Raw genomic sequence first — 23,956 nt, 5'->3', positions numbered from 1 at the left:
AGGACTGTGGATAACTCGGCCGGCGGGTCGGCGCCACCGGTTACCGTGGGGGCGTGAGGACTCGGATCACGGCAGCGGCGGTCAGCGCCCTCCTGGTGCTGGCGCTCACCGGCTGCACCACGCCCGAACCGCCGGAGCCGACACCGACGCCCCTGTTCTCCTCCGAGGAGGAGGCGTTCGCGGCCGCGGAGGCGACGTACCGGGCGTACGTGGACGCGCTGAACCAGGTCGACCTGAGCAACCCTGAGACGTTCGAGCCTGTCTACGACCTGACGACCGGGGAAGCGAATGCTGACTTTCGCGAGTCGTTTTCGAACATGCACGCTGAGGGAATGGTCGTGACTGGCAGCAGCACAATCTCGGCGCTTGAGCCTTTGGCTATCGACTCCGACTTTGAGGCCGCCGAGCTAGCTGTCTGCCTCGACGTGTCTCAAGTCCAAGTTGTCGATTCGACCGGTGCATCAGCAGTTGATCCGGACAGGGTTCCCGTCCAGAGCCTGAAAATCCTCCTCTCGCCCACCTCGGAGTCATCATTCGGCTGGGCGATCGAAGAGATCAGCGGACGAAATGGAGAACCCGGGTGCGGGTAGCACAATCTTTGATCACGGCGGCTCTCGCAACGATGATCGCCTCGACTGCGTCACAGGCAATAGCTGCCATACCGGGCTGCGCGGATCCCGCCGGTTGGACCTGCACAATCGACGATTCTGGCAGTGGTGTGGACGTCGCAGGGACTCAGACGGAGGCCGGGTCCGAGACTAGGGATGGCGGTGGACCTGCAGTCGACCTGGGAACCTCCAACCGGCCGACCCCGACCCCCTCACCCAGGGACTGCGGCCCCCTCAACCGCTGTGGCGGCTTCACCGTCGTCACCGATGCGGCGCCTGACGTGACGCTCGCCGACCTCGCCTCCTTCCGTCCGACACCGCCGACGGTCGCGGGCGAGCCGGCCGGGTTCGGCGTCGTCGGCATGCCGACGAATCTGCTGGCGGCGGCATCCGAGGAGCGCATTCCGGGCACGGTGCTCGGCTGGGACGTCACGGTGCGCTTCGTCCCGGTCGCGTATGTGTTCGACAACGGCGACGGCACGACCACCCGGTCAGCGACCGGCGGGTCGTCGTGGACGAGCCTCGGTCAGGGGCAGTTCACCCCGACGCCCACCAGCCATGCCTACCGGGACCGCGGCACCTACCCGGTGTCGGTGACCGTCGAGTACGCGGCATCCGTCGACTTCGGCAGCGGAACGTGGCGCCCTGTGGCGGGCGTTGTTCGCTCCCAGGCTGCGGGCTACGACGTGCGTGTGGTCGAGGTGCGGACCGCGCTGGTCGATCGCACCTGCGTCGAGGATCCCACCGGTCCCGGCTGCTGAGCCTCCCCCGCGACGACGCGGCGCACCCGGTGCACCAGCCGCGCCACCGTCCGCAGCGGCACCCCCACCGCAAACGCGATCGCGCCCGCCGCCGACGTGTCGGCGCGTCCGAGGGCGACCCGGCGCTCCCACGCGTCGCGCAGCGCGCCGCCGCGCCGGACGAACCCGGTCCGTGGCGGCAGCCGGCCGGCAGACCGCTGGGCCGTGAGATCCGCCAGCTGGTCGGTCCAGTCGTCGTCCTCGGGCGGGTGGAAGTAGTTCTCGTCGAGCCACTCCGGATCGGGATGCCGGAACCGGCGCGCGACGACATCCGCCTCGCCTGCGAGCAGATCGGCGTCGGCGAGAGTCTCGTTGATGAGCTGCGGCGAGACGCCGTACGTGTCGAGCGCGATGACGGGGATGCCGCGGGCGATCGCCTCGATCGCGGCGGTGGAGCTTACCGTGACGAGGCCCTCCGCGGTCGCGAGAGCCTTCCGCATGGGGGCGGTCGAGGTGACGAGGTTCGGCGGCAGCGGGCCGAGCGACGCGAGGAGCTCCGGGTAGCCGTCCTGCTCGACGTGGGTCTGGTGCTCGCCGGTCGCGGCGCGGAGCTTCACCACGACGCGCCGCGACGGATCCGCCTCCGCCGCGCGCACCAGCATCCGTGCCACGGCCAGGCGGTCCGCGCGCTCGGCCGGCAGTTTCGCCTGCGCCGCGAACACGAGGTCGCCGCCACCTTCGGCGCTCGCGGCGGTGCCTGACCCCGTCACCCGGGCGCCCCGCGCGAAGGGAAGGGTGGCCAGGGCGTAGCGGTGGGCGTAGCCGGTGCGCGCCGACAGCGCCCGGAACTCCCGCACCTCGCGCTTCGAGTGCACGACGAACAGGTCGCACTGAAGCCGGTAGACGACGGCCCGGCGCGTCGCCGGGATCGAGATGCCCGGGAGTCCCGTCACGACGACCGGCCGCCCGGGCATGGCGGCGATGTCGCGGGCGAGCACGCGCACCAGCGGTCCCCGTGCACCGATGACGACGACATCGGCGCGCAGCTCCGTCAGCCGTGCGATCAGCCGGCTGTACGCGATCCGCTCCACCCGATCCCGTGGCAGGCGGCTGCCGCTGAGCGCCGAGGCGAGCTGGCCGTCGCTGACCACCAGGGGTGTCTCGAGCACGAGCAGTGCGGCATCCCACCGCTCCGATCCGTCGCGGACCATCAGCCCGCCGAGGATCGCCGCCGACCACTTCACATACGAGTCGGTGTCGGCGATCGCGACGACACGCAGCCTGGCGTCGCCGCCCGCAGGCGCCCTCACGCGGGAATGCGGCGCAGCTTCGCCATGGGGGCGAGCTCACCGGGGTACACGCGCTTGACGCCGTCGCCCAGCGCGGCCTCGATGACGCGGATGTCGCGCACCAGATGCTGCAGGCCGGCTGGCTCGAGCGATGCGGCGTGGTCCGAGCCCCACATCGTGCGGTCGAGCGTGATGTGCCGCTCCACGGCCACGGCGCCGAGCGCGACGGCGGCGAGCGAGATCTGGAGGCCCCGCTCGTGTCCCGAGTACCCGACCGGCACCCCGGGGTAGCGATCGCGCAGCACGGGGATCATCCGGATGTTGGCCTCCTCCGGCTCCATCGGGTACGTCGAGGTGGCGTGCATGAGGACGAGGCGGTCGGTGCCCAGCACCTCGATGGCCGCATCGATCTGCTCGCTCGTCGACATCCCGGTCGACAGGATGACGGGCTTGCCGGTGTCGCGCAGCGCCTCGAGCAGCTCGACGTCGGTCAGCGACGCCGACGCGACCTTGTGGGCGGCGACACCCAGGTCTTCGAGGAAGGCGACGCTCGGCACGTCCCAGGGCGATGCGAACCATTCGAGCCCGCGCAGGAGCGCGTGATCCGAGATCTCGATGTACTGATCCCGGTCGAACTCGACGCGGCGGCGGTACTCGAGGTAGGTCATGCGTCCCCAGGGCGTGTCGCGCGGGATGTCGCGCATGTGCTCGGGGGTGGCGATCTCGGGCGTGCGCTTCTGGAACTTCACGGCGTCCGCACCGGCATCCGCGGCGACGTCGATGAGGCGCTTGGCGAGCTCGACGTCGCCGTTGTGGTTCAGCCCGATCTCGGCGATGACGTACGCGGGGCGTCCGCCGCCGACGACGCGGGATCCGATGGTGACGGTCATGAGGCCTCCAGTGGTGCGGTGGGGTGATCGGATGCTGCGACTCGTCGCCCGGCGGGCTCGCCGGCCCGTTGGGCACCCGTGGCCGCGGACGGCGCTCCGGCCAGCACGCGCTCGGCGAGATCGCGCACGGCGCCCTCGCCCCCCGGGCTGTCGAGCACGGTGCGTGCGGCGGACAGGACGAGCGGGTGGGCGTCGGGCACGGCGACGGGCCAGCCGACGAGCTCGAGGCAGGCGAGGTCGTTGACGTCGTTGCCGAGGTAGGCGATGCGCGACAGCGGGATGCCGCGGTCCGCGGCCCATTCGCACAGCACCGCGGCCTTGTCGGTGGCGGCCTGCCGCACATCGACGCCGAGCTTGCCGGCACGCGCGGCGACCACGGGGTTGGCCTCCGTCGAGAGGATGAGGAACGGGATGCCGGCGGCTCGCAGCAGTGAGACCCCCATGCCGTCCGATCGGCTCACCGTCACCGACTCGAGGCCGTTCTGGTCCACGCGGACGGTGTCGTCGGTGTGGACGCCGTCGAAGTCCGTCACGACCGCGTCCACGAAGATCGCGCGGTCACGAGCGCCGCCGTCGACGAGAGGAGCGAGGCGCCGCGCGAGGTCCAGCTCGTGCGGCGTGTCGATCTCGATCGCCGTGCGCGGGTCGACCTCGGCGATGCCGACGCTGCCGAAGAACCGGTGCTCGGCGGCGCGGAAGCCGGCGGCGCGCACGACGTAGAACGCGCCGGTCTCGAGGTAGTGGGGCTCGCGGTCCTGCCGGCGCGGGCGCACGTCGATCTCATGGTTGACGGGCTCGGCGGCGCCGCCGAGGCCTTTCTCCCACAGGAAGCCGTACGTCTCGACCGCCGAGAAGACGCTGTCGCGGCGTCGCGAGCGCACCAGCTGCACCGCGGTGGTGAGCGCCTCGACGTCGATGAAGGGCGAGGTGGCCTGCAGGAAGGCGACCACGCTCACGTCGACCTTGCGCGCTTCGAGGGTGGTGAGGGCGTGCAGCAGTGCTGTCTCACTGCGCGCCTCGTCGCCCGCAAGGCCGGTCGGCCGATCGACGATCTCGGCGCCCCACTCGGCGGCGACAGCCGCGATCTCGGCGTCGTCGGTCGTCACCACGACCCTGTCGATCGCCGGGCACCGGCGAGCGGCGTCGACCGCGCGCGCGACGAGCGGCACACCCCCGACCCGCTGCAGGTTCTTGCGCGCGATGCCCTTCGAACCGCCGCGGGCCGGGATGATCGCCACCACCTCGCTCATGCGGCCGCCGTCCGCGCCGAGCGGCGTGCGCGCCCGTTCGCCCCGACGACGTCGGTGAACACGGTCGCACCGGTCCCCGCGAGCACCAGCGGGAGGGTGGTGGTGGTGCTGGACGGCAGTGTGTGCACATCGAGCGGATGCCGCGCCCCGGCCAGCACGAGTTCCACCGGCAGCCCGGTCTGGTGTATCCGCAGCCCGGGCACCGTTGCGACCGCGTCCAGCTGCTCCGGCGTCTCGCGGCGGTGCGGGAGGTACACGGCACCGCCGGCCGCGGCATCCCTCACCCATCGCACGTAGTCGAGCAGCATCATGCGCCCGTCGACCGGCAGCGCGCTGCCGAGCACGATGCGCCGGCCCAGCGTCGCCGCCGCGGGCGCGGTGGCGCGCGTCCACGAGAAATCATGGCGACGGACGCCGAACCCGCGGTCGGCGAGAGCCTCGAGACGGTCGGCGCCCAGGTCGAATGCGGTGAACATCTCGACGTTGCGGGCGGCGGCGCGGCGGTGGACGAGTTCGGCCGCGAACGGGGCGACGAGCGTGGTCAGACCCCGCTCTGCGACGTGCGGGCGAGCGTAGGGGCGGCGGCCGAGGAGCGCGTCGGCGTAGGCGATCGCATACGCCCCGTCGTCGAGGAACGTGAGGCGATGCGGCCGGAGCACTGCGGCTGCGAGGCGGAACTGGCCGGAGAACCCGTCGCCCACGAGCCAGTGGCCATGGCGGGCGAGCAGGTTCCACGGGATGCCGAGGTAGGGCTCCAACTCGCCGAAGCGCGCGCCGCGCGCGAGCAGCTCGTCGGCGGTGGCGGAGATCTGCGGCGTCAGGCGCCCGGCGACCGGCACGGTGGTGCGGTGGGCGGCGGCCCACTCTGCGGCTCCGATCAGCTGCAGGGGCGACTCCACCCACGCCAGCACGTCTTCGCGACCCATGACGCCTCCTCTCCCAGCGGTGCCGTGCGGACGGCTCACTGCTGTCTCCCCACGGTGGGCGCGAGATGTGAACGCGACGGGGCCCGCCGGGCGACCGGCATCCGTCGCGCAGGTGAACGGCGGATGTCGCATCCCGCCTCGGCGGGGGTCGGAGCCGCATGCCAGGATGAACGCGTGACCGACCGCCTGATGCTGCTCGATTCCGCATCCCTGTACTTCCGCGCGTTCTACGGCGTGCCCGACACCGTTCGCGCCCCCGACGGCACGCCCGTCAACGCGGTCCGCGGATTACTCGACATCATCACGCGGCTCGTGACGACCTACCGGCCGACGCACCTCGTGGCGTGCTGGGACGACGACTGGCGGCCGCAATGGCGCGTCGATCTCATCCCCACCTACAAGACGCACCGCGTCGCGGAGGTCGTGGCCGTGGGACCCGACGTCGAAGAGGTGCCCGATCCGCTCGAGGTGCAGGTGCCCGTCATCCGCCAGGCGCTCGACACGCTCGGCATCCGCATCGTCGGTGCCGCCGAGCACGAGGCCGACGACGTCATCGGCACGCTGGCGAGCACCGCCACCATGCCCGTCGACATCATCACCGGCGACCGGGATCTGTTCCAGCTCGTCGACGACGCGCGCGATGTGAGGGTGATCTACACGGCGCGCGGAATGAGCAACCTCGAGGCGCTCACCGACGCGTCGGTCGTCGCCAAGTACGGTGTGCTGCCGTCGCAGTACGCCGACTTCGCGACGCTGCGCGGCGACTCATCCGACGGCCTCCCGGGCGTCGCCGGCATCGGCGAGAAGACGGCGGCCGGTCTGCTGGCGACGTTCGGCGATCTCTCCGGGATCATCGCGGCGGCCGAGCAGGGCGAGGGCATGACGGCGGGCGTCCGGTCGAAGGTGCTCGCCGGGCTGCCGTATCTCGCCGTCGCGCCGCAGGTCGTCGCCGTCGTCCGCGACCTGCCGCTGGACGTGCCCGATGCGCGGCTGCGTGCGCTGGATGAGCAGGCGAAGACGGATGCCGCAGCCCTCGCCGAGCGGTGGGCGCTGGGCACGGCGATGACCCGGATCATCGACGCGCTCGACGCCGTCTGACGCCGTCACGGTCCGACCCGGTCGCCGTCTGACCGAGGCGCCGTCTGACCCAGGCGCCATACTCCCCCGGGAGTACGGCGAGGGCTCCCGCGGTCAGATTCCTCACAGTGGCCCGCGGCGTAGCATCGGGCGCATGACACGGCCCGCGCGCGACGACCCCGCGACGCGGCCTCCCCTCGGCCACCCCGGCGGCCGCACCATGCCGGCGGACGACGCCTGGCCGCGGTATCGGCCACCCGCGGCGGTCGTACTGCTGGTCCCGGTGTTCGTCTCCTTCTTCGTGCAGGTGCCGGGCACCATCGCCCTGTCGTGGTGGCAGCGCGTCCCGCTCGCCGCGGCTGTGGCGAGCGTCGCGCTGGCCGCGGCATCCGCTCTGGTCCTCCTGGCGGCACGACGCCTGCCGGGTCCCACCGTCGCCGCTGTCGCGGTGCTCGCCGGGGCCGACCTCTTGATCGCGCCATTCGGCGGGCCCCCTCCCGTCGCGCTCGTGTTCGCGATCGTCGGCGCGGTGGCGCGCGGCGCCCGCGTGTGGGCGCTCGTGTCGGTCGGCGCCGTGTGGCTCGCGGTCGTGGTGGGCGCCGAGTTCGTCGGGGTCGACTGGCATCCCGCTCGCATCGCGCTCGCGACGGTCGGCCTCGCCCTGTGCTTCGTGATCGGCGAGGGAGTGCGCGCCCGTCAGCGGGGCGTCGAGGAGCGCCGCACTCAGCTCGCGGCCCGCCGCCGCACCGTCGAGCAGGAGGAGCGCACCCGCATCGCCCGCGAGCTGCACGACGTGCTCGCGCACTCGCTGAGCCAGATCGCCGTGCAGTCCGGTGTGGGACTGCACCTGTTCGATCGGGAGCCCGAGCGCGCGCGTGAGGCGCTCGCCAACATCCGCGGCCTGAGCGCGACCGGACTCGACGAGGTCCGCGGTGTGCTGGCGTTCCTGCGGGGAGACGAGACCGGCGCGCCCGACACCGCGCCGCTCACGCCGCAGCCGCAGCTCGCGCAGCTGCCCGCTCTGATCGCCGCTCGCAGCGGGCTCGGCCTCGCGGTGGTGCTCGACGACCGCCTGCGGGGCGACGCACCGCCCAGTGCGGTGCAGACCACGGCGTACCGGATCGCGCAGGAGGCGCTCACGAACGTCGTGCGTCACTCCGCGGCGTCGAACGCGACGGTGACTCTGGAACGCGAGACCGTGGAACGCGAGACCGTGGAACGCGAGACCGTCGAGCCGGGGGGTGTCGCGCGCGCCAGCGTCGCCGATGACGAGGGCGATCTCGTGCTCACGGTCACGGACGACGGCGCCGGCATCCCTGCGACCGCTGCGGAGCGCGGTGGCCTGCGGGGAATGCGCGAGCGCGCCGAGCTCGCGGGCGGGCGGCTGACCGTCGAAAGCGGGCCGCGCGGAACCACCGTCGTGGCGCGTCTTCCGTGGCGGGGTGCCGCATGATCCGCGTCGCGTTGGCCGATGACCACCAGCTCGTGCGCGGCGGCTTCCGCGCCCTGCTCGACTCCGAGCCCGACATCGAGGTCGTCGCCGAGGCATCCAGCGGACAGCAGCTGCTCACGGCTCTCCGCGACACTCCGGTCGACGTCGCCCTCGTCGACATCCGCATGCCCGACGGCGACGGGCTGTGGGCGGCGGAGCGGATCGCCGCCGACCCCGCGCTCACAGGCGTGCGCGTGGTCATCGTGACCACGTTCGAGCTCGACGAGTACGTGGTCCGCGCGGTGCTCGCCGGCGCGAGCGGGTTCCTCGTGAAAGACACCGAGCCCGCGGAGCTCATCCGCGCCGTCCGTGCCGTCGCGGCCGGCGATGCGCTGCTCTCCCCCGGCGTCACCCGGACGCTGCTCGATCGCGTGGCACCCCAGCTGCGCGCCGTCGCCGATCCGCAGCTGCTCGCGCCGCTCACAGACCGCGAGGTCGAGGTGCTGCGACTGGTGGCCCAGGGACTCACGAACGACGAGATCGGGGCCCGCCTGTTCCTCTCACCCCTCACGGCGAAGACCCACGTCTCGCGCATCATGCAGAAGCTCTCGGCACGCGACCGGGTGCGCCTCGTCATCGTCGCGTACGAGTCCGGTCTGGTCGGCTCAGGGCCCGCATAGAGCACGGAGTACTCCCGCAAGAGCAGTCGGACTCACTCCCCCGGGCAGATTCGCGGATGCCGCGTCCCGCGTTGACTCGAGGCATCCGGTCGCCCATCCGGCGCGGCCGGCCCGAGAGAGGAACCCGCATGTCCACTGCACTCGCCACCGCACTCGAAGCCGGCTCAGGGATCGTCGCCGCGCACCCCATCGGCCCGTGGGGCTTCGGATGGTGGTTCCTGCTGATCCCGCTGTTCTGGATCGGGCTCATCGCCCTGCTGTTCGGCGTCTTCGGGCGTCGCTGGCGCCGCAATGCCGCCGAGAACGGCTACGGCCCGTACGGGCGGACGCCGGCGCGCCGGGCCGAGACCACCCTCGCCGAGCGCTTCGCCCAGGGCGACATCGACGAGACGGAGTACCGCGCGCGGCTGGAGGTTCTCCGCGCCAACGCGGCGCAGTGACGCCGGCCGGACGCGGCTGCGACAGCCCTGATCCTCGGGGAGCTCAGCGGTCGCGTCCGGTCCACTCTCGCAGCCGCGACAGAGGCCAGGTCGTCACGATCCGCTCCGGTGGCACTCCGAGCCGCTCGGCCCGCTCCGCGCCGTAGTCGAGCAGCGACAGCTGCCCAGGCGCATGCGCGTCCGAATCGATCGAGAAGAGGCATCCGATCTCCAGCGCGAGGGTCATCAGCTCATCGGGCGGGTCCTGACGCTCGGGCCGGGAGTTGATCTCGACTGCCACGCCGTGCGCTTCGCACGCCTCGAACACCGCCCGCGCGTCGAAGGTCGACGGCGGCCTCGTGCCGCGGGAGCCCTCGACGAGGCGTCCGGTGACGTGGCCGAGCACATCGGTGTGCGGATCCGACACCGCGGCCACCAGCCGTCGCGTCATCGGCCCGCGCTCCATCCGCAGCTTCGAGTGGGCGGAGGCGACGACCACGTCCAGCCGATCGAGCATCTCGGGCTCCTGGTCCAGCGAGCCGTCCTCCAGGATGTCGACCTCGATCCCCGACAGCAGCGTGAAACCGTCACCGCTCATCCCCGCGACCACGTCGAGCTGCGCGCGCAGCCGCTCCGACGAGAGCCCGTTCGCCACGCGCAGCCGCGGCGAGTGGTCGGTGAGCGCGAGGTACTCGTGGCCGAGCGCGCGGGCGGCCTCGACCATGAGATCGATGGAGGTCAGGCCGTCGGACCAGTCGCTGTGGGCGTGCAGGTCGCCCCGCAGGAGCGGGCGCAGCGTCGAGGCGCGCTGCACGCCCGCACGCTCGCGCAGATCGACCAGGTAGCCGGGCACGTCGCCGGCCAGCGCCTGCTGGATCACCGCGAAGGTGGACTCGCCGATGCCCTTGCGCCGCCGCAGTGCGGCGGAATCCCGCAGCTCTGCGTCGGTGAGTCCCTCGATGGCGTCCGCGGCCGCCCGGAAGGCCTTCGACTTGTACCGCGACGACCGCTCCCGCTCGAGGAGCGTCGCGATCTCGGTGAGGGCGTCGTGGGGGTTCACGGCGTGTGCGGCCGCCTGGTCAGACGACGTTCGCCCGCTTGATCACCACCGGCACGCTCGCGAGTCGGTGGATCGCCCAGCCGAAGAGGATCGCGAGCACGCCCATGCCGGCCGCGAACAGGGCGACGCCGTACGCGACGACCGAGGTGAACAGCGAGGCGCGCAGGAACGATGCCTGCATCACCGTCGCGCGCACCGGGTCGTCCTGGTCGAGCTCGGCGTAGGTCTTGCCGTCGGATGCCTCGAGCGCGTGATGGTTGATGATGTCGGCCTGCACGAATGCGGTGAACGGGCCGGTGACCTGCTGACCCTGGAACGCCGCCGCGTCGTCGGGGATCGTGATGTTCTCGGCCGTCAGCTGGTTGGTGACGCCGATCCACGCGATCACACCGACCAGGATCAGCAGGATGCCGCCCACGATCCCGAGGATGCCGATCGCCTTCACCAGGCCGACCTTCTTCTCGGGCGGCTCGATCACGTCGGCGGTACGGGGCTCTTCCACGCTCATGGGTCCTCCTCGTTCACGGGTGCGTCGTGGCACACGCTATCGGCGCCCGCCGGTGCGGCGGAAGAGAGCGCGCCGCGCAGCGGCGGACCCGCCTCAGCCCGCGAGCGCCTTCGTCGCCTGCACCCAGCGCTCGAGTGTGGCAGTGGCTGCACCCGAGTCGATCGCCGCGGCCGCGTCGTCGCGCGCCTCGGCGAGGCGCTCGAGGATCGGCCGCTGCACCTCCGTGGCGTCGCGGAACAGCCGATAGGCCACGATCCCGGCCGCCGCGTTCAGCAGCACGATGTCGCGGACCGCCCCCTGCTCGCCGCCGAGCACGCGGTGCACGACAGCGGCGTTGTGCGCGGGATCACCGCCGAGGAGGTCGTCGATGTCGGCCAGCGGGATGCCGAGATCGCGCGGGTCGAGGTCGTGCTCGTGGATGTCCCCCCGGCTCACCTCCCACAGGCGGCTGTGTCCGGTCGTGGTCAGCTCGTCGAGCCCGTCGTCGCCGCGGAACACCAGCGCCGTCGCACCACGCGTCTGGAACACGCCGGTGATGAGCGGCACCCTGTCGAGGTGCGCGACGCCGACGGCGTTCGCCTCGGCGCGGGCCGGGTTGCACAGCGGTCCGAGGAAGTTGAACACCGTCGGCACGCCGAGTTCGCTCCGCGTCGCGCCGGCGTGCTTGAAGCCGGGGTGGAACGCCGCGGCGAACGCGAACGTGATGCCCGCCCGCGAGAGGGTCTCGGCCACCGCGTCCGGTGACAGCGCGAGGTCGATGCCGAGGGCGCCGAGCACGTCCGACGAGCCCGACGACGAGCTCGCGGCCCGGTTGCCGTGCTTGACGACGGGGATCCCGGATGCCGCGGCCACGAGTGCCGCCATGGTCGAGACGTTGACCGTGCCGAAGCGATCGCCGCCGGTGCCGACGATGTCGAGCACCGCGGCGTCCACGGGAAGGGGCAGGGCGGCCTCGAGGATCGCATCGCGGAAGCCGACGATCTCGTCGACGGTCTCGCCCTTGGCGCGCAGCGCGACCAGGAATCCGCCCAGCTGGGACGGCGTCGCGCTGCCCGACATGATCTGGCGCATCGCCCACGTCGACTCCGAGACGCTGAGATCGCGCCGCTCGAGCAGTGTGGTGAGGATTCCCGGCCAGGTGTACAGCTCCGCCATAACCGAGAAGCCTAGCCGCGCGCACGAATCGGAACGTTTTCGTGACACGGCGTCCCACGTCGGGCGATTCTGCGTCTTCACCACGTGTTCACGGCAGAGTCGCAGCGTCCTCTTAGGCTCCCCTAAGTTCCCGCACGGCCGAAGACATGCCCTCCGATGCGAAAATCGCGGCCCTGAATCGGCCATAATGGGGAGCGTGACGACCTCGACAGCGACCTACTCCCAGGCCATGCGGTCCGTCAAGCGGCCGGATCCGGTTGCTGTCGGAACCATCGTGTGGCTCGGCAGCGAGGTGATGTTCTTCGCGGGCCTGTTCGCGATCTACTTCACCCTGCGCAGCACCTCGCCCGAACTGTGGGCGCAGGAGACGCAGCTGCTGAACATCCCCTACGCGACGGCCAACACGATCATCCTCGTGCTGTCGTCCGTGACCTGCCAGATGGGCGTGTTCGCCGCCGAGCGCTTCCAGCCCTACTCGCTGAAGGAGCGCGGCTGGCTCGGCTGGGGCATGGTCGAGTGGTTCTGGCTCACCTTCGCGCTCGGCGCGATCTTCGTCTCGGGCCAGGTGTGGGAGTACGCCCAGCTCGTCACCGAGGGCATGCCGATCAGCGCCAACTCCTACGCGTCGGCCTTCTACCTCACCACCGGGTTCCACGCCCTTCATGTCACCGGCGGCCTCATCGCCTTCCTCCTCGTGATCGGTCGCGCGTACGCCGTCAAGAACTTCGGGCGCAAGGAGATGACCTCCTCGATCGTCGTGTCGTACTACTGGCACTTCGTCGACGTCGTCTGGATCGCCCTCTTCCTCGTCATCTACTTCCTCAAGTGAGAGCGGAGCTGTAACCCGACATGGCACGAGAGACCACGCGCCGCTCAAAAGGCCGCCGCAGCCCCTGGGCCGCAGCCGCACTGATCGGCATCGGCCTGCTCATCACCGGCGGCGTCTACGCCGGGGCATCCGCCGCGATGGCGGCGACGACCCCCGAGACGGTGACGAACTCCGCGCTCACGGTGGAGGACGGCAAGAAGCTGTTCCAGGCGAACTGCGCCACCTGCCACGGCCTGAACGTGCAGGGCACCGAGGACGGCCCGTCGCTGTACGGCGTCGGTGAGCTCGCGGTGCACTTCCAGATGAGCACCGGTCGCATGCCGCTGCAGATGCAGGGGCCCCAGGCGCCGCAGAAGCCGGCGCAGTTCACCGAGGAGCAGATCGCGGCCGTCGGCGCCTACGTGCAGTCGATCGCGCCCGGCCCGACCTACCCCGACGACGAAGTCCTCGACGGCGGCGGCAGCGCCTCTGAAGGCGGCGAGCTCTTCCGCATCAACTGCGCGATGTGCCACAACGTCGCCGGCGCCGGCGGTGCGCTCACCGAAGGCAAGTACGCGCCGAACCTGCACACGACGAGTCCCCTCAACATGTACGCGGCCATGGTCACGGGCCCGCAGAACATGCCGGTGTTCAACGACATGACGCTGACCACCGAAGAGAAGCGCGACGTCATCACCTACCTGCTCTACCTGCAGGACAACGAGTCGGCGGGCGGATTCACGCTCGGCTCGCTGGGCCCCGTCTCGGAGGGCCTCTTCATCTGGATCTTCGGGATCGGTTCGCTGATCGCCATCACCGTGTGGATCACGGCGAAGTCCAACTGATCTACGTACGACACACGCAACACTGACGAGGAGCAGCATGGCCCACGAGGACGACCCGCTCGAGCACGAGAGGGCTTCCTGGAAGCCCTCCCCCGGGCTCGCCGTCGCGGTCCCCGACCCGGTGCACAACCCTGGCCTCCCCCCGCACCGCGAGCGGATGACCGACCAGGACCCCGCTTCGATGAAGCGCGCCGTGCGCGGCGTCTACACGCTCTTCTACCTCTCGATCGCCGGCAGCATCTGGGCCATCGCGGCGTACATGCTGTTCCCGATCGAGAGCGGGCGGATCGTCGACATCCGCAACAACAACCTCTTCATCGGACTCGGCATCGCGCTCGCGCTGCTGGCCATCGGCGTCGCCGCGATCCACTGGTCGAAGGCCGTCGTGTCCGACAAGGAGTTCGTCGAGCCCCGGCACGCCACGCGCGGCCGCGACACGACCCGTGAGGCCGCGATCCAGGCGTTCGCAGACGCGAACGAGGAGTCCGGCTTCGGGCGCCGTGTCATGGTCCGCAACTCGATGATCGCCGCCCTCGTGGCTTCGGTCGTCCCGGGCGTCGTGCTGTTCCGCGGCCTCGCGCCGTTCGATTCTCCCGAGAAGCCGCACGCGGGCGACCCCGTGTACCTCCTCGAGCACACCATGTGGAAGAAGGGCATGCGCCTGGCGCACGACCCCTCGGGCGAGCCCATCCGCGCCGCCGACCTCACCCTCGGCTCCGCCGTGCACGTCATCCCCGAGGCCCTGGCCGCGGTGTCGCACAGCGAGGGCTACCTCGAAGAGAAGGCCAAGGCCATCGTGCTTCTCGTCCGCCTGCTGCCGGAGGATCTGGTGGAGTCGGAGGAGCGCAAGGAGTGGTCCTACAACGGCATCGTCGCCTACTCCAAGGTCTGCACCCACGTCGGCTGCCCGGTGGCGCTGTATGAGCAGCAGACGCATCACCTGCTGTGCCCCTGCCACCAGTCGCAGTTCGACGTCACGGATCACGCCAAGGTCATCTTCGGCCCGGCCGCGCGTCCGCTGCCGCAGCTGCCCATCACCGTCGACGACGAGGGCTACCTCATCGCGAGGAGCGACTTCAACGAGCCCGTCGGCCCGAGCTTCTGGGAGCGTCATTGAGCACCTCAACCGTCACCGAGCAGCCTGAGGCTCCCGGTGCACCCGTGTCGCCGAACGGGCGCGACAAGCCCCTCGGCGGGCGCTTCATCGGCGCCACCGCGAACTACATCGACGAGCGCACGAGCCTCTCGGGCTTCGTCAAGGAGCTCGGCCGCAAGATCTTCCCCGACCACTGGTCGTTCATGCTCGGCGAGATCGCGCTCTGGGCGTTCGTCGTCATCCTGCTGACGGGTACCTTCCTCACGTTCTTCTTCCAGGCGTCGATGGTCGAGACCCACTACAACGGGGCGTACCTCCCGATGCGCGGCATCGAGATGTCGGCCGCCATGGCGTCGACCCTCGAGATCTCGTTCGACCTGCGCGGCGGCCTGCTGGTTCGCCAGATCCACCACTGGGCCGCCCTGGTCTTCGTGGCCGGCATCGGCGTGCACATGCTGCGCGTGTTCTTCACGGGCGCGTTCCGCAAGCCGCGCGAGCTGAACTGGGTGATCGGCTTCATCCTGTTCATCCTCGCTATGGGCGAGGGCTTCACCGGCTACTCGCTGCCTGACGATGTGCTCTCGGGCAACGGCCTCCGCATCATCGACGGCATCATCAAGGGCATCCCGCTGATCGGCACCTGGACCTCGTTCCTGCTGTTCGGCGGCGAGTTCCCGGGCTCGGCGATCGTCGGCCGTCTGTACACGCTGCACATCCTGCTGCTGCCGGCGATCCTCGTCGGACTGCTCGTGGTCCACCTCATGCTGATGGTGATCAACAAGCACACCCAGTTCGCGGGCGCGGGGCGCACCAACAGCGTCGTCGTCGGCTACCCGATGATGCCGGTCTACATGTCGAAGATGGGCGGCTTCCTGTTCATCACGTTCGGCGTGATCGTGCTCATCGCATCGCTGTTCACGATCAACCCGATCTGGAACTACGGCCCGTACGACCCGTCCCCCGTGTCGGCGGGCACCCAGCCCGACTGGTACATCGGCTTCGCCGACGGCATGCTGCGCCTGATCCCGCCCGGGTGGGAGGTCGTGTTCCTCGACCGCACGTGGTCGTTCAACATCCTGGTGCCGCTCATCGTCATCGGCATCTTCATCGTGCTGGTCCTGATCTACCCGTTCATCGAGGCGTGGGTGACCGGCGACAAGCGCGAGCACCACATCGCGCAGCGTCCGCGCAACGCCGCCACCCGCACGGCGATCGGCGCTGCCGGCGTCACGTTCTACGCCGTCATGTGGGCCGCTGCGTCCTCCGACATCATCGCCACGCACTTCTGGCTGACGATGGAGGGCGTGATCCACACGCTGCAGGCGCTGCTGATCATCGGCCCGATCATCGCGTACTTCGTGACGAAGCGGATCTGCGTCGCGCTCCAGAAGAAGGATCGCGAGATCGTCCTGCACGGCTACGAGTCGGGCCGCATCGTCCGTCTCCCCGGCGGCGAGTACATCGAGGTCCACCAGCCCGTCGACGAGTACGAGCGCTTCAAGCTCGCCGACTTCGACACCTACGAGCCGCTCGTCGTGCGCCCGAACGCCAAGGGTCGCATCCCCTGGCACGAGAACGTGCGGGCCTCGATCTCGCGCTGGTTCTTCGAAGACCGCCTCACGCCGGTCTCGCAGGGCGAGCTCGACGCGGCACTGGCTCACCAGCACCACGAGCTCGGCCACATCGCCGAGGAAGAGGATCTCGAGCTGCAGGGTGCCCACGAGCGCGCCGGTGTGCCGGACGCGCCGCACACGCCCATCGACGACGGCAGGAACAGCGAGGTGCCGGTGCGCCCCTCGAATGTGATCGTGCCCGAGCCCGAGGCCGGCACCAAGCCGGCGAAGAACCGTGAGAAGGAGACCGACCAGTAGGTCGCAGTCCTTCACCGAGGGATGTCCCGGCACGATCTTGACGATCGTGCCGGGGCATCCCTCATTCGGCATCGGCAGGAATCGTACGCGGTGTGACCGAGGATCCAGGGGGCGGATCTCCCGCCCCGACGTAGCGTTGACTCATGACCGATGCGCTCGCGTACTTCTCCGCCAAACTCGCCCTCGAGACCGACGCCTCCGACGTGTACGCCGCGCAGAAGGACGGCGAGCCGTTCGTGCTGGTGGACGTGCGCGGCGACGACGCGTGGACGCAGGGGCGCATCCAGGGCGCGATCCACATGCCATACCGCGAGATCGCGGAGCGCGCACCGCGCGAGATCGATCCATCGACCCGCGTCGTCGTGTACTGCTGGAGCCCCGGTTGCAACGCGGGCGCGAAAGGCGCCATCGAGTTCGCGAAGCTCGGCTACGCCGTCAAGGAGATGATCGGCGGCTACGAGTACTGGGTGCGCGAGGGCCAGCCGACCGAGAACGACGAGGGCGCACTCCCCCGCGTGTTCGACCCGCAGGTCATGGTCGTGCGCTCGAGGGTCGCCGGCTGAACGCCGCGTGACCCCGGCTGAACGCCGCGTGACCCCGGCTGAACGCCATGTGACGCCGGCTCAGGCCGACTCGAGGCCCTCCATGTAGCGAGCCGCCGCCGCACCGTAGAAGGACGTCGGCGCAGACGAGTCACCGTGGATCCCCGCGTCGACGACGTCGCACACGACGACCGTGACGTTGTCGCGGCTGCCGGCGTCGAGCGCCCGGCTGACACACGCTTCCGCGGCCTCCTCCGCGTCGTCGATGCCGGTCAGGATCGCGCGGATGTCGGCATCCGGAACATAGTCGGTGAGCCCGTCGCTGCAGAGCATCCAGCGGTCCCCGACCGGAGCGTCGAAGGCTGTCACCGTCGCGGCGTCGCGCTCGGCACCACTCAGGGAGGCGGTGATGAGGTTGCGGCGCGGATGCGAAGCCGCCTCCGCGATCGATACCAGTCCCTGATCCACCAGCGCCTGGACGAGCGAGTCGTCGCGGCTCATCTGCGTCAGGGTTCCGTCGCGCAGCCGGTACGCGCGCGAGTCGCCCGTGTGCGCGAGCAGGATGCCGCCGTCGCGGTCGACGAACAGTCCCGTGAAGGTGGTCGCCATGCCCCGCAGCGACGGGTCGCGCTCGACGTGGGCGCGCAGGTCCCAGTTCGCGGACCGCACGCTGTCCGCGAGCTGGATGGGCTCGAGTCCATCGAGTCGTCCCGCCGCGAGACGATGGACGAACGTCGAGGACGCCAGATCGCCGGCGGGTCCACCGCCCACCCCGTCCGCGACGGCTGCTCCCCAGGTGGCCGTGAAGGCGGCATCCTGGTTGGTGGCGCGATGCGGACCGATGTCGGAGAAGGCGGCCGCACGCAGACGCGCCCGGGCGCCCGTCATAGACGGGAACCCGGGCAGGCGACGTGGCAGGCCACGCGAGGCGTCAGCTGGCTGATCAGCGAGCGAAGTACCCGCGGTAGTACTCGTAGACCCAGCCGACGATCGCGACGACGAAGACGCCGATTCCGATCGGCATGAGCCACGCGCCGACCGCCAGGCCGATCATGCCGAGGGCCGCGGAGAACGCGAGCACGATCGGCCACCAGGACCACGGGCTGAACTCGCCGAGCTCCGGGTCACCGTCGTCGATGTCCGCGGTGAGAAGATCCTCGGGCAGCTCCCCGCCCTGCGCGTGGTGCACGCGACCGATGTAGAAGGCGATGAGCGCGCCCATGAGCGCGGTGAAGAGCAGCGCGACGCTGCCGACCCACTCCACGCCGTGGTACCACGGCACGTCGGGGTGGGCGATGATGTTCCACCCGGTGTAGACGATCGCCACGAACAGGAAGAACGTGGACAGCAGCCACCAGAGTCCGGTGTTGGTGCGCACTTACTTCACCTCTCCATCGGCGAGATCGGAGACCGGGGCTTCGGGAGCGTCCTTCGCCGGGCCGACGCCGACCGGGATCCCCGCCTCGGGGTGGTTCAGGTCGAATGCCGGCCGCTCGCTGCGGATGCGCGGGATCGACGTGAAGTTGTGTCGCGGCGGCGGGCACGAGGTCGCCCATTCCAGCGACGCGCCGTAGCCCCACGGGTCGTTGACGGTCACCCGGGGCGCCTTGCGCGACGTGATCCACACGTTGAAGAGGAACGGGATCATCGAGGCGCCGAGGAGGACGGCGCCGATCGTCGACACCTGGTTCTGCCAGGTCCAGCCGTCGGCCTCGGAGTAGTCGGCGTAGCGGCGCACCATGCCGTCGACGCCCAGCCAGTGCTGGATGAGGAAGGTCATGTGGAAGCCGATGAACAGCATCCAGAAGTGCACGTAGCCGAGCCGCTCGTTGAGCATCCGCCCCGTCCACTTGGGCCACCAGAAGTAGAACCCGGCGAACATGGCGAACACGACGGTGCCGAACACGACGTAGTGGAAGTGCGCGACGACGAAGTACGAGTCCGACAGGGCGAAGTCGAGCGGCGGCGAGGCGAGGATGACGCCGGTGAGACCGCCGAAGACGAACGACACGAGGAAGCCGAGCGCGAACACCATCGGCGTCTCGAACGTCACCGACCCTCGCCAGAGGGTGCCGATCCAGTTGAAGATCTTCACACCGGTGGGTACCGCGATGAGCATCGTCATGAGCGCGAAGAAGGGCAGCAGCACCGCGCCGGTCACATACATGTGGTGAGCCCACACCGCGACCGACAGCGCCGCGATGGCGATCGTCGCGTAGACCAGGGTCTTGTAGCCGAAGATCGGCTTGCGGCTGAAGACCGGGAAGATCTCCGAGACGATGCCGAAGAACGGCAGCGCGATGATGTACACCTCAGGGTGACCGAAGAACCAGAACAGGTGTTGCCACAGCAGCACGCCGCCGTTCGCCGGGTCGTAGATGTGCGCGCCGAGCACGCGGTCCGCGGCGGCGGCGAGGATGGCGGCGGCGAGCACCGGGAACGCCATCAGGACCAGGATGCTGGTGATCAGCGTGTTCCAGGAGAAGATCGGCATGCGCCACATGGTCATGCCGGGCGCGCGCATGGTGATGATCGTCGTGATGAAGTTCACCGCGCCGAGGATCGTGCCGAACCCGCTCATGCCGAGGCCGAGCATCCAGAGGTTGCCGCCGGCGCCGGGCGAGAAGCTGGCGTTCGCGAGCGGCTGATAGGCGAACCATCCGAACGCCGCCGCACCCTGCGGGGTGAGGAAGCCGGCGACGGCGATCGTCGAACCGAAGAGGAACAGCCAGAACGCGAACGCGTTCAGACGCGGGAACGCGACGTCGGGCGCACCGATCTGCAGTGGCAGGATCGCGTTCGCGAAACCCGCGAACAGCGGGGTCGCGAACATGAGCAGCATGATCGTGCCGTGCATCGTGAAGAGCTGGTTGTACTGCTCTTTCGTCGGCAGGATCTGCATGCCGGGCTCGAAGAGCTCGGCACGGATGATCAGCGCCATCACGCCGCCGAGCATGAAGAACACGACGGACGAGATGAGGTACAGATAGCCGATCGTCTTGTGGTCGGTGGAGGTGATCCACTTGACGATGATGTTGCCCTTCTGCTCGACGCGCGATGCGCTGAGCAGTGCGGCCTGACGCGGCGGCAGGGTCGTCGGGCGACCCTGCGTCGTCTCCTGGAGCGGAAGCGTCGTCGCCATGATCAGTGGTCTCCCTCTTCGTCTGACGCCTCGCCGGAGGCACCCGTACCCGGGTAGTTCTGCAGGCGGTCGTAGGCGTCGTCGATGTCACCGGTCTGGCCGGCGTCGCGGAGCGAGTCGAGGTAGTCCTCGTACTCGTCTTCGCTCACGACCTCCACGTTGAAGAGCATCGCCGAGTGGTACTCGCCGCACAGCTCGGCGCACTTGCCGGCGTACGTGCCCTCCCGGGTCGGCGTGAAGGACCAGTAGTTGTCCCTGCCGATGTACATGTCCTTCTTGTACAGGAAGTCGATGATCCAGAACGAGTGGATGACGTCACGCGACTGCAGCTTGATCTTGACCGTCTGGTCGACCGGAAGGTACAGGGTCGGCAGCGCCGCCTGGTCGATGTCGCCGTTCGGAGCAGGCTGAGCCTGGACGCCCATGCTCCAGACGGTGTCGTCATCGGTCTCGCCGTTGTACTGGAAGTCCCACGCCCACTGCTTGCCGATCGCCGTGATCGACACGTCCGGCTCGTCGTACTGGGTCTCGAGGACCGTCTGGTCACGCGCCGTGAAGGCGAAGAACCCGATCACCAGGATGAGCGGGACGATCGTGTAGAAGATCTCGATCGGCATGTTGTAGCGCAGCTGGACGGGAAGACCCATCTGACCCTTGCGCCGGCGGTAGGCGATCGCGGCCCAGCCCATCAGGCCCCACGTGATGATGCCGACGGCCAGCAGGACAATCCAGGAGTTGACCCAGAGACCGGCGACCATGTCGGTGTGGTTGGTGGCTGCCTGGCCGTCTTCGGTGAACCCGGGGAGGAAGCCGTGCAGCTCGGTCGGGGTGCATCCGGCGAGGACTGCTGCCGTTGCGATCCCGAGCGGGAGAACGGCCCAGCGGATACGGCGTTTCGAAGGCACTGTGCACCTTTCCGATCACGAACAGGACTCCCGCCAGTCTAGGGCAAGCGTCCAGGGGATTCAGGCCATCCGCCCAGGTTGGATCGTGTCCGGCCCGCTGAAAAAGGCGGGCCCGGCGGCCATTCGTGGCACGCCGGACCCGCCGGAAAAGTGTTGGATCGCCGACCCGTCAGTGGAAGCTGTCGCCGCAGGCGCACGAGCCCGCCGCGTTGGGGTTGTCGATCGTGAACCCCTGCTCCGAGATGGTGTCCTTGAAGTCGATGGTGGCGCCGTCGAGGTACGGGACGCTCATGTCGTCGATGATCACCTCGACGCCGTCGAAGTCGACGGTCTTGTCGCCGTCGAGGTAGCGCTCGTCGAAGTACAGCTGGTAGATCAGGCCGCTGCAGCCGCCGGGCTGCACGGCGACGCGCAGACGCAGGTCGTCGCGGCCCTCCTGCTCCAGCAGGTTCTTGACCTTGCCGGCGGCGGCGTCGGTCAGCAGCACACCATGCTCGCGGGCGGTCTGCTCGGTCGTCAGTGCGGTGTCGGTCATGGCACTCCTCCGGAAGGGCCGCCCGGATCGATCATCCACTGCAGGCGGCGGGATGCCTCGATTCTACGCGTGCGCGCCGGGAGGAGGCTCCGAGACCGGCGTGTGCACGCCGATCCCGGAGACGGCCTACGCCTGCGAGGTGCGCGCGTCGAGCTTCTCGAGCAGCAGCGCCTCGGCCAGGACGGCGTTGCGGAAGGTCTCGAGGTGCAGCGACTCGTTCGGGCTGTGCGCCTTCGCGTGCGGGTCCTCGACGCCCGTGACGAGGATCTGCGCACCCGGGAACTCGCGCACCAGGTCGGCGATGAAGGGGATCGACCCGCCGACGCCGATGTCGACCGACTCCACGCCGTACCCCTCGTGCAGCGCTTCGCGCGCGGCCTCGACGGCCCATCCCGACGTGTCCACCAGGAACGCATCGCCGAAGTCGTGGTCGCTGAAGTCGAGCTGCGCGCCGAACGGCGCGTGCGCGCGCAGGTGGGCCTCGATCGCGCCGTACGCGTCGCGGGCCGCCTGACCGGGGGCGATACGGGCGCTGATGACCACCGAGATCTCCGGGCTCAGCGTGTTCGAGGCGTTGACCACGCTGGGCGCGTCGATGCCGGTCACCGTGATGGACGGCTTGTTCCAGATGCGGCCGAGGATCGTGCCCCGGCCGACGGGCGAGACGCCCGCGGGAAGCCCCGCCTCGTCGCGCAGCGTCTCCTCGCTGTACGGCGGGGTCTCGGCATCCCGCTCGGTGAGTCCCGCCACCGCGACCGCGCCGTCGTCGTCCCACAGTGTGGAGAGAAGCTTGACCGTCGCCATCATGGCGTCGGGCACCGCTCCCCCGAACATGCCCGAGTGCGACGCGTGCTCCAGCGTGCGCACGCGCAGCGTGAAGCGCGTGTTGCCGCGCAGCGAGACGGTCAGCGCGGGCGTCTTCGCATCCCAGTTGCCGGAGTCCGCGACGACGATCACATCGGCGCGGAGCGCGTCGGCGTTGTCGGAGAGGAACTGCGCGAACGAGCGCGACCCGGCCTCCTCCTCGCCCTCGAAGAACAGCACGACGCCGAGGTCGAAGTCGTCGCCGAGCGCCTCCTTGAGCGCCCGGAGCGCGGCGAGGTGCCCCATGATGCCGGCCTTGTCGTCGGCGGCGCCGCGACCGTACAGGCGGCCGCCGCGGACCGTCGGCTCGAACGGCGACGACTCCCACAGCGACTCGTCGCCGACCGGCTGCACGTCGTGGTGCGCGTACAGCAGGATCGTCGGGCGACCGTTGCGGGCAGCGCGTGTGGCGAGCACGGCGGGGCTGCCCTGCTCCCCCGTGCCCGGGATCGCGGCCGAGCGGATCTCGACGGTGTCGAACAGTCCGGTGTCGCGTACCAGCCCGGCGACCGCCTCGGCGCTGCGCTGCACCTCTGCGGGGTCGAACCCGGGGAATGCGACGGACGGGATGCGCACCAGCGTCCCGAGATCGGCGAGGGCGGAAGGGATGCCGGATGCCGCGGCTTCGCGCACAGCATCCTGTCGGGAGAGGTCAGAGGTCATGCGGGTAATCTTAAGTGCACCCCTACTCCGTACATCGAGGATCATCCGTGGCCAAGACACCTGCAGCACCTTCGTCCAACGACGCACCGTCGGAGGGCACCGCGCTGAACGGCGTCCCCCTCGGCGGTCCTTCGCCCAAGGGACGCCCCACTCCTTCCCGCGCCGAGCAGGAGGCTGCGCGCAAGCGCCCCCTCGTCGCCGACACGAAGGAGGCGAAGGCACGCGCCAAGGCCGACCTCGCCACCCAGCGTGAGAAGGCCCGCATCGGCATGGCCAACGGCGACCAGCGCTACCTGCCCGCGCGCGATCAGGGCCCGCAGCGGAAGTTCGTGCGGGACTGGGTCGATGCCGGCTGGCACCTCGGCGAGGCGGTCATGCCCGCCATGGTCGTCGTGATCCTCGCCACCTTCCTCCCGCTCCCGGCCGTGCAGTACTACGCGTTCGTGGGCCTGTGGATCTTCATCTTCTTCGTCATCGGCGACATGGTGATCACCTCGATCACGGTCAAGCGGGCCGTCAAGAAGAAGTTCGGCGAAGGCCGGGTGGAGAAGGGCCTCGGCTGGTACGCGGCGATGCGGACGGTGCAAATGCGGTTCCTGCGCCTGCCGAAGCCGCAGGTCAAGCGCGGTCAGAAGCCGGCCTGAGCCGCCG

General features: G+C 69.9%; 25 protein-coding genes. 12 read left to right on the top strand and 13 right to left on the bottom strand.

Annotated features, from left to right (window positions below; genetic code table 11):
- Positions 1–53: 53 nt before the first annotated feature.
- A complete protein-coding gene (locus NCG93_RS02235; RefSeq protein WP_194415735.1) occupies positions 54–590 on the top strand; it encodes a hypothetical protein in 537 nt (178 codons plus the stop codon).
- 299 nt (positions 591–889) lie between these two features.
- On the top strand, positions 890–1,369 hold the full coding sequence (locus NCG93_RS02230; protein WP_194415737.1) for a hypothetical protein: 480 nt from the start codon (positions 890–892) through the stop codon (positions 1,367–1,369).
- Here the strand turns inward: NCG93_RS02230 and NCG93_RS02225 are convergent.
- Genes NCG93_RS02225 through NCG93_RS02210 form a run of 4 tightly spaced genes read right to left on the bottom strand, consistent with a single transcriptional unit; the run spans position 1,288 to position 5,703 of the window.
- Positions 1,288–2,658, bottom strand: a complete 1,371-nt coding sequence (locus tag NCG93_RS02225) for a DUF6716 putative glycosyltransferase (RefSeq protein ID WP_194415739.1) — start codon at positions 2,656–2,658, stop codon at positions 1,288–1,290. The two genes, NCG93_RS02230 and NCG93_RS02225, sit on opposite strands and share 82 nt — an antisense overlap.
- Positions 2,655–3,527 (bottom strand): N-acetylneuraminate synthase family protein, encoded by an 873-nt coding sequence (locus NCG93_RS02220; RefSeq protein ID WP_194415741.1) that lies wholly within the window; start codon positions 3,525–3,527, stop codon positions 2,655–2,657. The genes NCG93_RS02225 and NCG93_RS02220 overlap by 4 nt, the downstream gene beginning before the upstream one ends.
- A complete protein-coding gene (locus NCG93_RS02215) occupies positions 3,524–4,777 on the bottom strand; it encodes an acylneuraminate cytidylyltransferase (protein WP_194415743.1) in 1,254 nt (417 codons plus the stop codon). The genes NCG93_RS02220 and NCG93_RS02215 overlap by 4 nt, the downstream gene beginning before the upstream one ends.
- Positions 4,774–5,703, bottom strand: a complete 930-nt coding sequence (locus tag NCG93_RS02210) for a hypothetical protein (protein WP_194415745.1) — start codon at positions 5,701–5,703, stop codon at positions 4,774–4,776. Before NCG93_RS02210 ends, NCG93_RS02215 begins: the two co-directional genes overlap by 4 nt.
- 174 nt (positions 5,704–5,877) lie before the next feature.
- Between NCG93_RS02210 and NCG93_RS02205 the strand changes: the two genes are divergently transcribed.
- The 4 genes from NCG93_RS02205 to NCG93_RS02190 all read left to right on the top strand — a co-directional run bounded on the left by NCG93_RS02205 (position 5,878) and on the right by NCG93_RS02190 (position 9,332).
- Entirely contained in the window at positions 5,878–6,801 is a 924-nt protein-coding gene (locus NCG93_RS02205) for a 5'-3' exonuclease (RefSeq protein ID WP_194415747.1), read from the top strand.
- A 133-nt stretch (positions 6,802–6,934) separates the two neighbouring features.
- A complete protein-coding gene (locus NCG93_RS02200) occupies positions 6,935–8,233 on the top strand; it encodes a sensor histidine kinase (protein WP_194415749.1) in 1,299 nt (432 codons plus the stop codon).
- Positions 8,230–8,892, top strand: a complete 663-nt coding sequence (locus tag NCG93_RS02195; protein ID WP_194415751.1) for a response regulator transcription factor — start codon at positions 8,230–8,232, stop codon at positions 8,890–8,892. Before NCG93_RS02200 ends, NCG93_RS02195 begins: the two co-directional genes overlap by 4 nt.
- Before the next feature lie 128 nt (positions 8,893–9,020).
- Positions 9,021–9,332 carry an SHOCT domain-containing protein gene (locus NCG93_RS02190; protein WP_194415752.1) on the top strand — a complete coding sequence of 104 codons (312 nt, stop codon included), beginning with the start codon at positions 9,021–9,023 and terminating at the stop codon, positions 9,330–9,332.
- 43 nt (positions 9,333–9,375) lie between these two features.
- Here the strand turns inward: NCG93_RS02190 and NCG93_RS02185 are convergent, their stop codons facing one another.
- From NCG93_RS02185 to trpD, 3 genes are all read right to left on the bottom strand, one after another.
- The gene (locus NCG93_RS02185) at positions 9,376–10,371 is read right to left on the bottom strand and encodes a PHP domain-containing protein (protein WP_194415754.1); all 996 of its coding nucleotides are present in this window, start codon (positions 10,369–10,371) and stop codon (positions 9,376–9,378) included.
- Positions 10,372–10,390: 19 nt separating this feature from the next.
- Positions 10,391–10,879, bottom strand: a complete 489-nt coding sequence (locus NCG93_RS02180; RefSeq protein WP_194415756.1) for an aromatic ring-opening dioxygenase LigA — start codon at positions 10,877–10,879, stop codon at positions 10,391–10,393.
- A gap of 93 nt (positions 10,880–10,972) precedes the next feature.
- The gene (gene trpD / locus NCG93_RS02175) at positions 10,973–12,034 is read right to left on the bottom strand and encodes an anthranilate phosphoribosyltransferase (protein WP_194415758.1); all 1,062 of its coding nucleotides are present in this window, start codon (positions 12,032–12,034) and stop codon (positions 10,973–10,975) included.
- A gap of 187 nt (positions 12,035–12,221) precedes the next feature.
- Here trpD and ctaE point away from each other — a divergent pair, with 187 nt between their 5' ends.
- From ctaE to NCG93_RS02150, 5 genes are all read left to right on the top strand, one after another.
- A complete protein-coding gene (gene ctaE / locus NCG93_RS02170; RefSeq protein WP_194415760.1) occupies positions 12,222–12,863 on the top strand; it encodes an aa3-type cytochrome oxidase subunit III in 642 nt (213 codons plus the stop codon).
- 20 nt (positions 12,864–12,883) lie between these two features.
- Positions 12,884–13,687, top strand: coding sequence for a cytochrome bc1 complex diheme cytochrome c subunit (qcrC, locus tag NCG93_RS02165; RefSeq protein WP_194415762.1), 804 nt, complete (start codon positions 12,884–12,886; stop codon positions 13,685–13,687).
- Positions 13,688–13,724: 37 nt separating this feature from the next.
- Positions 13,725–14,804: a cytochrome bc1 complex Rieske iron-sulfur subunit gene (gene qcrA, locus NCG93_RS02160; RefSeq protein ID WP_194415764.1), complete on the top strand. Its 1,080-nt coding sequence runs from the start codon at positions 13,725–13,727 to the stop codon at positions 14,802–14,804.
- 44 nt (positions 14,805–14,848) lie between these two features.
- On the top strand, positions 14,849–16,654 hold the full coding sequence (gene qcrB / locus NCG93_RS02155; RefSeq protein ID WP_194416090.1) for a cytochrome bc1 complex cytochrome b subunit: 1,806 nt from the start codon (positions 14,849–14,851) through the stop codon (positions 16,652–16,654).
- A 143-nt stretch (positions 16,655–16,797) separates the two neighbouring features.
- Complete coding sequence (locus tag NCG93_RS02150; protein WP_194415766.1) at positions 16,798–17,217, top strand: rhodanese-like domain-containing protein; 420 nt, start codon at positions 16,798–16,800, stop codon at positions 17,215–17,217.
- Positions 17,218–17,277: 60 nt separating this feature from the next.
- Here the strand turns inward: NCG93_RS02150 and NCG93_RS02145 are convergent, their stop codons facing one another.
- The 6 genes from NCG93_RS02145 to NCG93_RS02120 form a co-directional block, all read right to left on the bottom strand.
- Entirely contained in the window at positions 17,278–18,084 is an 807-nt protein-coding gene (locus NCG93_RS02145; protein ID WP_194415768.1) for a PP2C family protein-serine/threonine phosphatase, read from the bottom strand.
- Positions 18,085–18,139: 55 nt separating this feature from the next.
- Positions 18,140–18,574, bottom strand: a complete 435-nt coding sequence (locus NCG93_RS02140) for a cytochrome c oxidase subunit 4 (RefSeq protein ID WP_194415770.1) — start codon at positions 18,572–18,574, stop codon at positions 18,140–18,142.
- Positions 18,575–20,338, bottom strand: a complete 1,764-nt coding sequence (ctaD, locus tag NCG93_RS02135) for an aa3-type cytochrome oxidase subunit I (protein WP_194415772.1) — start codon at positions 20,336–20,338, stop codon at positions 18,575–18,577.
- Between the two features lie 2 nt (positions 20,339–20,340).
- Complete coding sequence (ctaC, locus tag NCG93_RS02130) at positions 20,341–21,243, bottom strand: aa3-type cytochrome oxidase subunit II (protein WP_194415774.1); 903 nt, start codon at positions 21,241–21,243, stop codon at positions 20,341–20,343.
- 169 nt (positions 21,244–21,412) lie between these two features.
- Entirely contained in the window at positions 21,413–21,778 is a 366-nt protein-coding gene (gene erpA / locus NCG93_RS02125) for an iron-sulfur cluster insertion protein ErpA (protein ID WP_194415776.1), read from the bottom strand.
- 126 nt (positions 21,779–21,904) lie between these two features.
- Positions 21,905–23,305: a dipeptidase gene (locus NCG93_RS02120; protein WP_194415778.1), complete on the bottom strand. Its 1,401-nt coding sequence runs from the start codon at positions 23,303–23,305 to the stop codon at positions 21,905–21,907.
- Between the two features lie 47 nt (positions 23,306–23,352).
- On the opposite strand from NCG93_RS02120, the gene NCG93_RS02115 reads away from it, so the two are divergent.
- Positions 23,353–23,949, top strand: coding sequence for a DUF3043 domain-containing protein (locus tag NCG93_RS02115; RefSeq protein ID WP_194415780.1), 597 nt, complete (start codon positions 23,353–23,355; stop codon positions 23,947–23,949).
- The last annotated feature ends 7 nt before the right edge of the window (positions 23,950–23,956 follow it).

Source organism: Microbacterium yannicii, from assembly GCF_024055635.1.
GTDB classification, from domain to species: domain Bacteria; phylum Actinomycetota; class Actinomycetes; order Actinomycetales; family Microbacteriaceae; genus Microbacterium; species Microbacterium yannicii.
Note: the sequence above shows the minus strand (reverse complement) of the source record. Positions and strands in the feature narration are given on the sequence as shown.

Excerpts from the sequence above, each read along its gene's own strand:
- NCG93_RS02180 (WP_194415756.1), bottom strand. The coding sequence starts at position 10,879 with ATGAGCGTGGAAGAGCCCCGTACCGCCGACGTGATCGAGCCGCCCGAG.
- NCG93_RS02210 (WP_194415745.1), bottom strand. The coding sequence starts at position 5,703 with ATGGGTCGCGAAGACGTGCTGGCGTGGGTGGAGTCGCCCCTGCAGCTG.
- NCG93_RS02200 (WP_194415749.1), top strand. The coding sequence starts at position 6,935 with ATGACACGGCCCGCGCGCGACGACCCCGCGACGCGGCCTCCCCTCGGC.
- NCG93_RS02150 (WP_194415766.1), top strand. The coding sequence starts at position 16,798 with ATGACCGATGCGCTCGCGTACTTCTCCGCCAAACTCGCCCTCGAGACC.
- ctaE (WP_194415760.1), top strand. The coding sequence starts at position 12,222 with ATGGGGAGCGTGACGACCTCGACAGCGACCTACTCCCAGGCCATGCGG.
- NCG93_RS02145 (WP_194415768.1), bottom strand. The coding sequence starts at position 18,084 with ATGACGGGCGCCCGGGCGCGTCTGCGTGCGGCCGCCTTCTCCGACATC.
- qcrC (WP_194415762.1), top strand. The coding sequence starts at position 12,884 with ATGGCACGAGAGACCACGCGCCGCTCAAAAGGCCGCCGCAGCCCCTGG.
- NCG93_RS02190 (WP_194415752.1), top strand. The coding sequence starts at position 9,021 with ATGTCCACTGCACTCGCCACCGCACTCGAAGCCGGCTCAGGGATCGTC.
- ctaD (WP_194415772.1), bottom strand. The coding sequence starts at position 20,338 with ATGGCGACGACGCTTCCGCTCCAGGAGACGACGCAGGGTCGCCCGACG.
- NCG93_RS02215 (WP_194415743.1), bottom strand. The coding sequence starts at position 4,777 with ATGAGCGAGGTGGTGGCGATCATCCCGGCCCGCGGCGGTTCGAAGGGC.
- NCG93_RS02195 (WP_194415751.1), top strand. The coding sequence starts at position 8,230 with ATGATCCGCGTCGCGTTGGCCGATGACCACCAGCTCGTGCGCGGCGGC.
- qcrA (WP_194415764.1), top strand. The coding sequence starts at position 13,725 with ATGGCCCACGAGGACGACCCGCTCGAGCACGAGAGGGCTTCCTGGAAG.
- erpA (WP_194415776.1), bottom strand. The coding sequence starts at position 21,778 with ATGACCGACACCGCACTGACGACCGAGCAGACCGCCCGCGAGCATGGT.
- NCG93_RS02120 (WP_194415778.1), bottom strand. The coding sequence starts at position 23,305 with ATGACCTCTGACCTCTCCCGACAGGATGCTGTGCGCGAAGCCGCGGCA.
- NCG93_RS02220 (WP_194415741.1), bottom strand. The coding sequence starts at position 3,527 with ATGACCGTCACCATCGGATCCCGCGTCGTCGGCGGCGGACGCCCCGCG.
- trpD (WP_194415758.1), bottom strand. The coding sequence starts at position 12,034 with ATGGCGGAGCTGTACACCTGGCCGGGAATCCTCACCACACTGCTCGAG.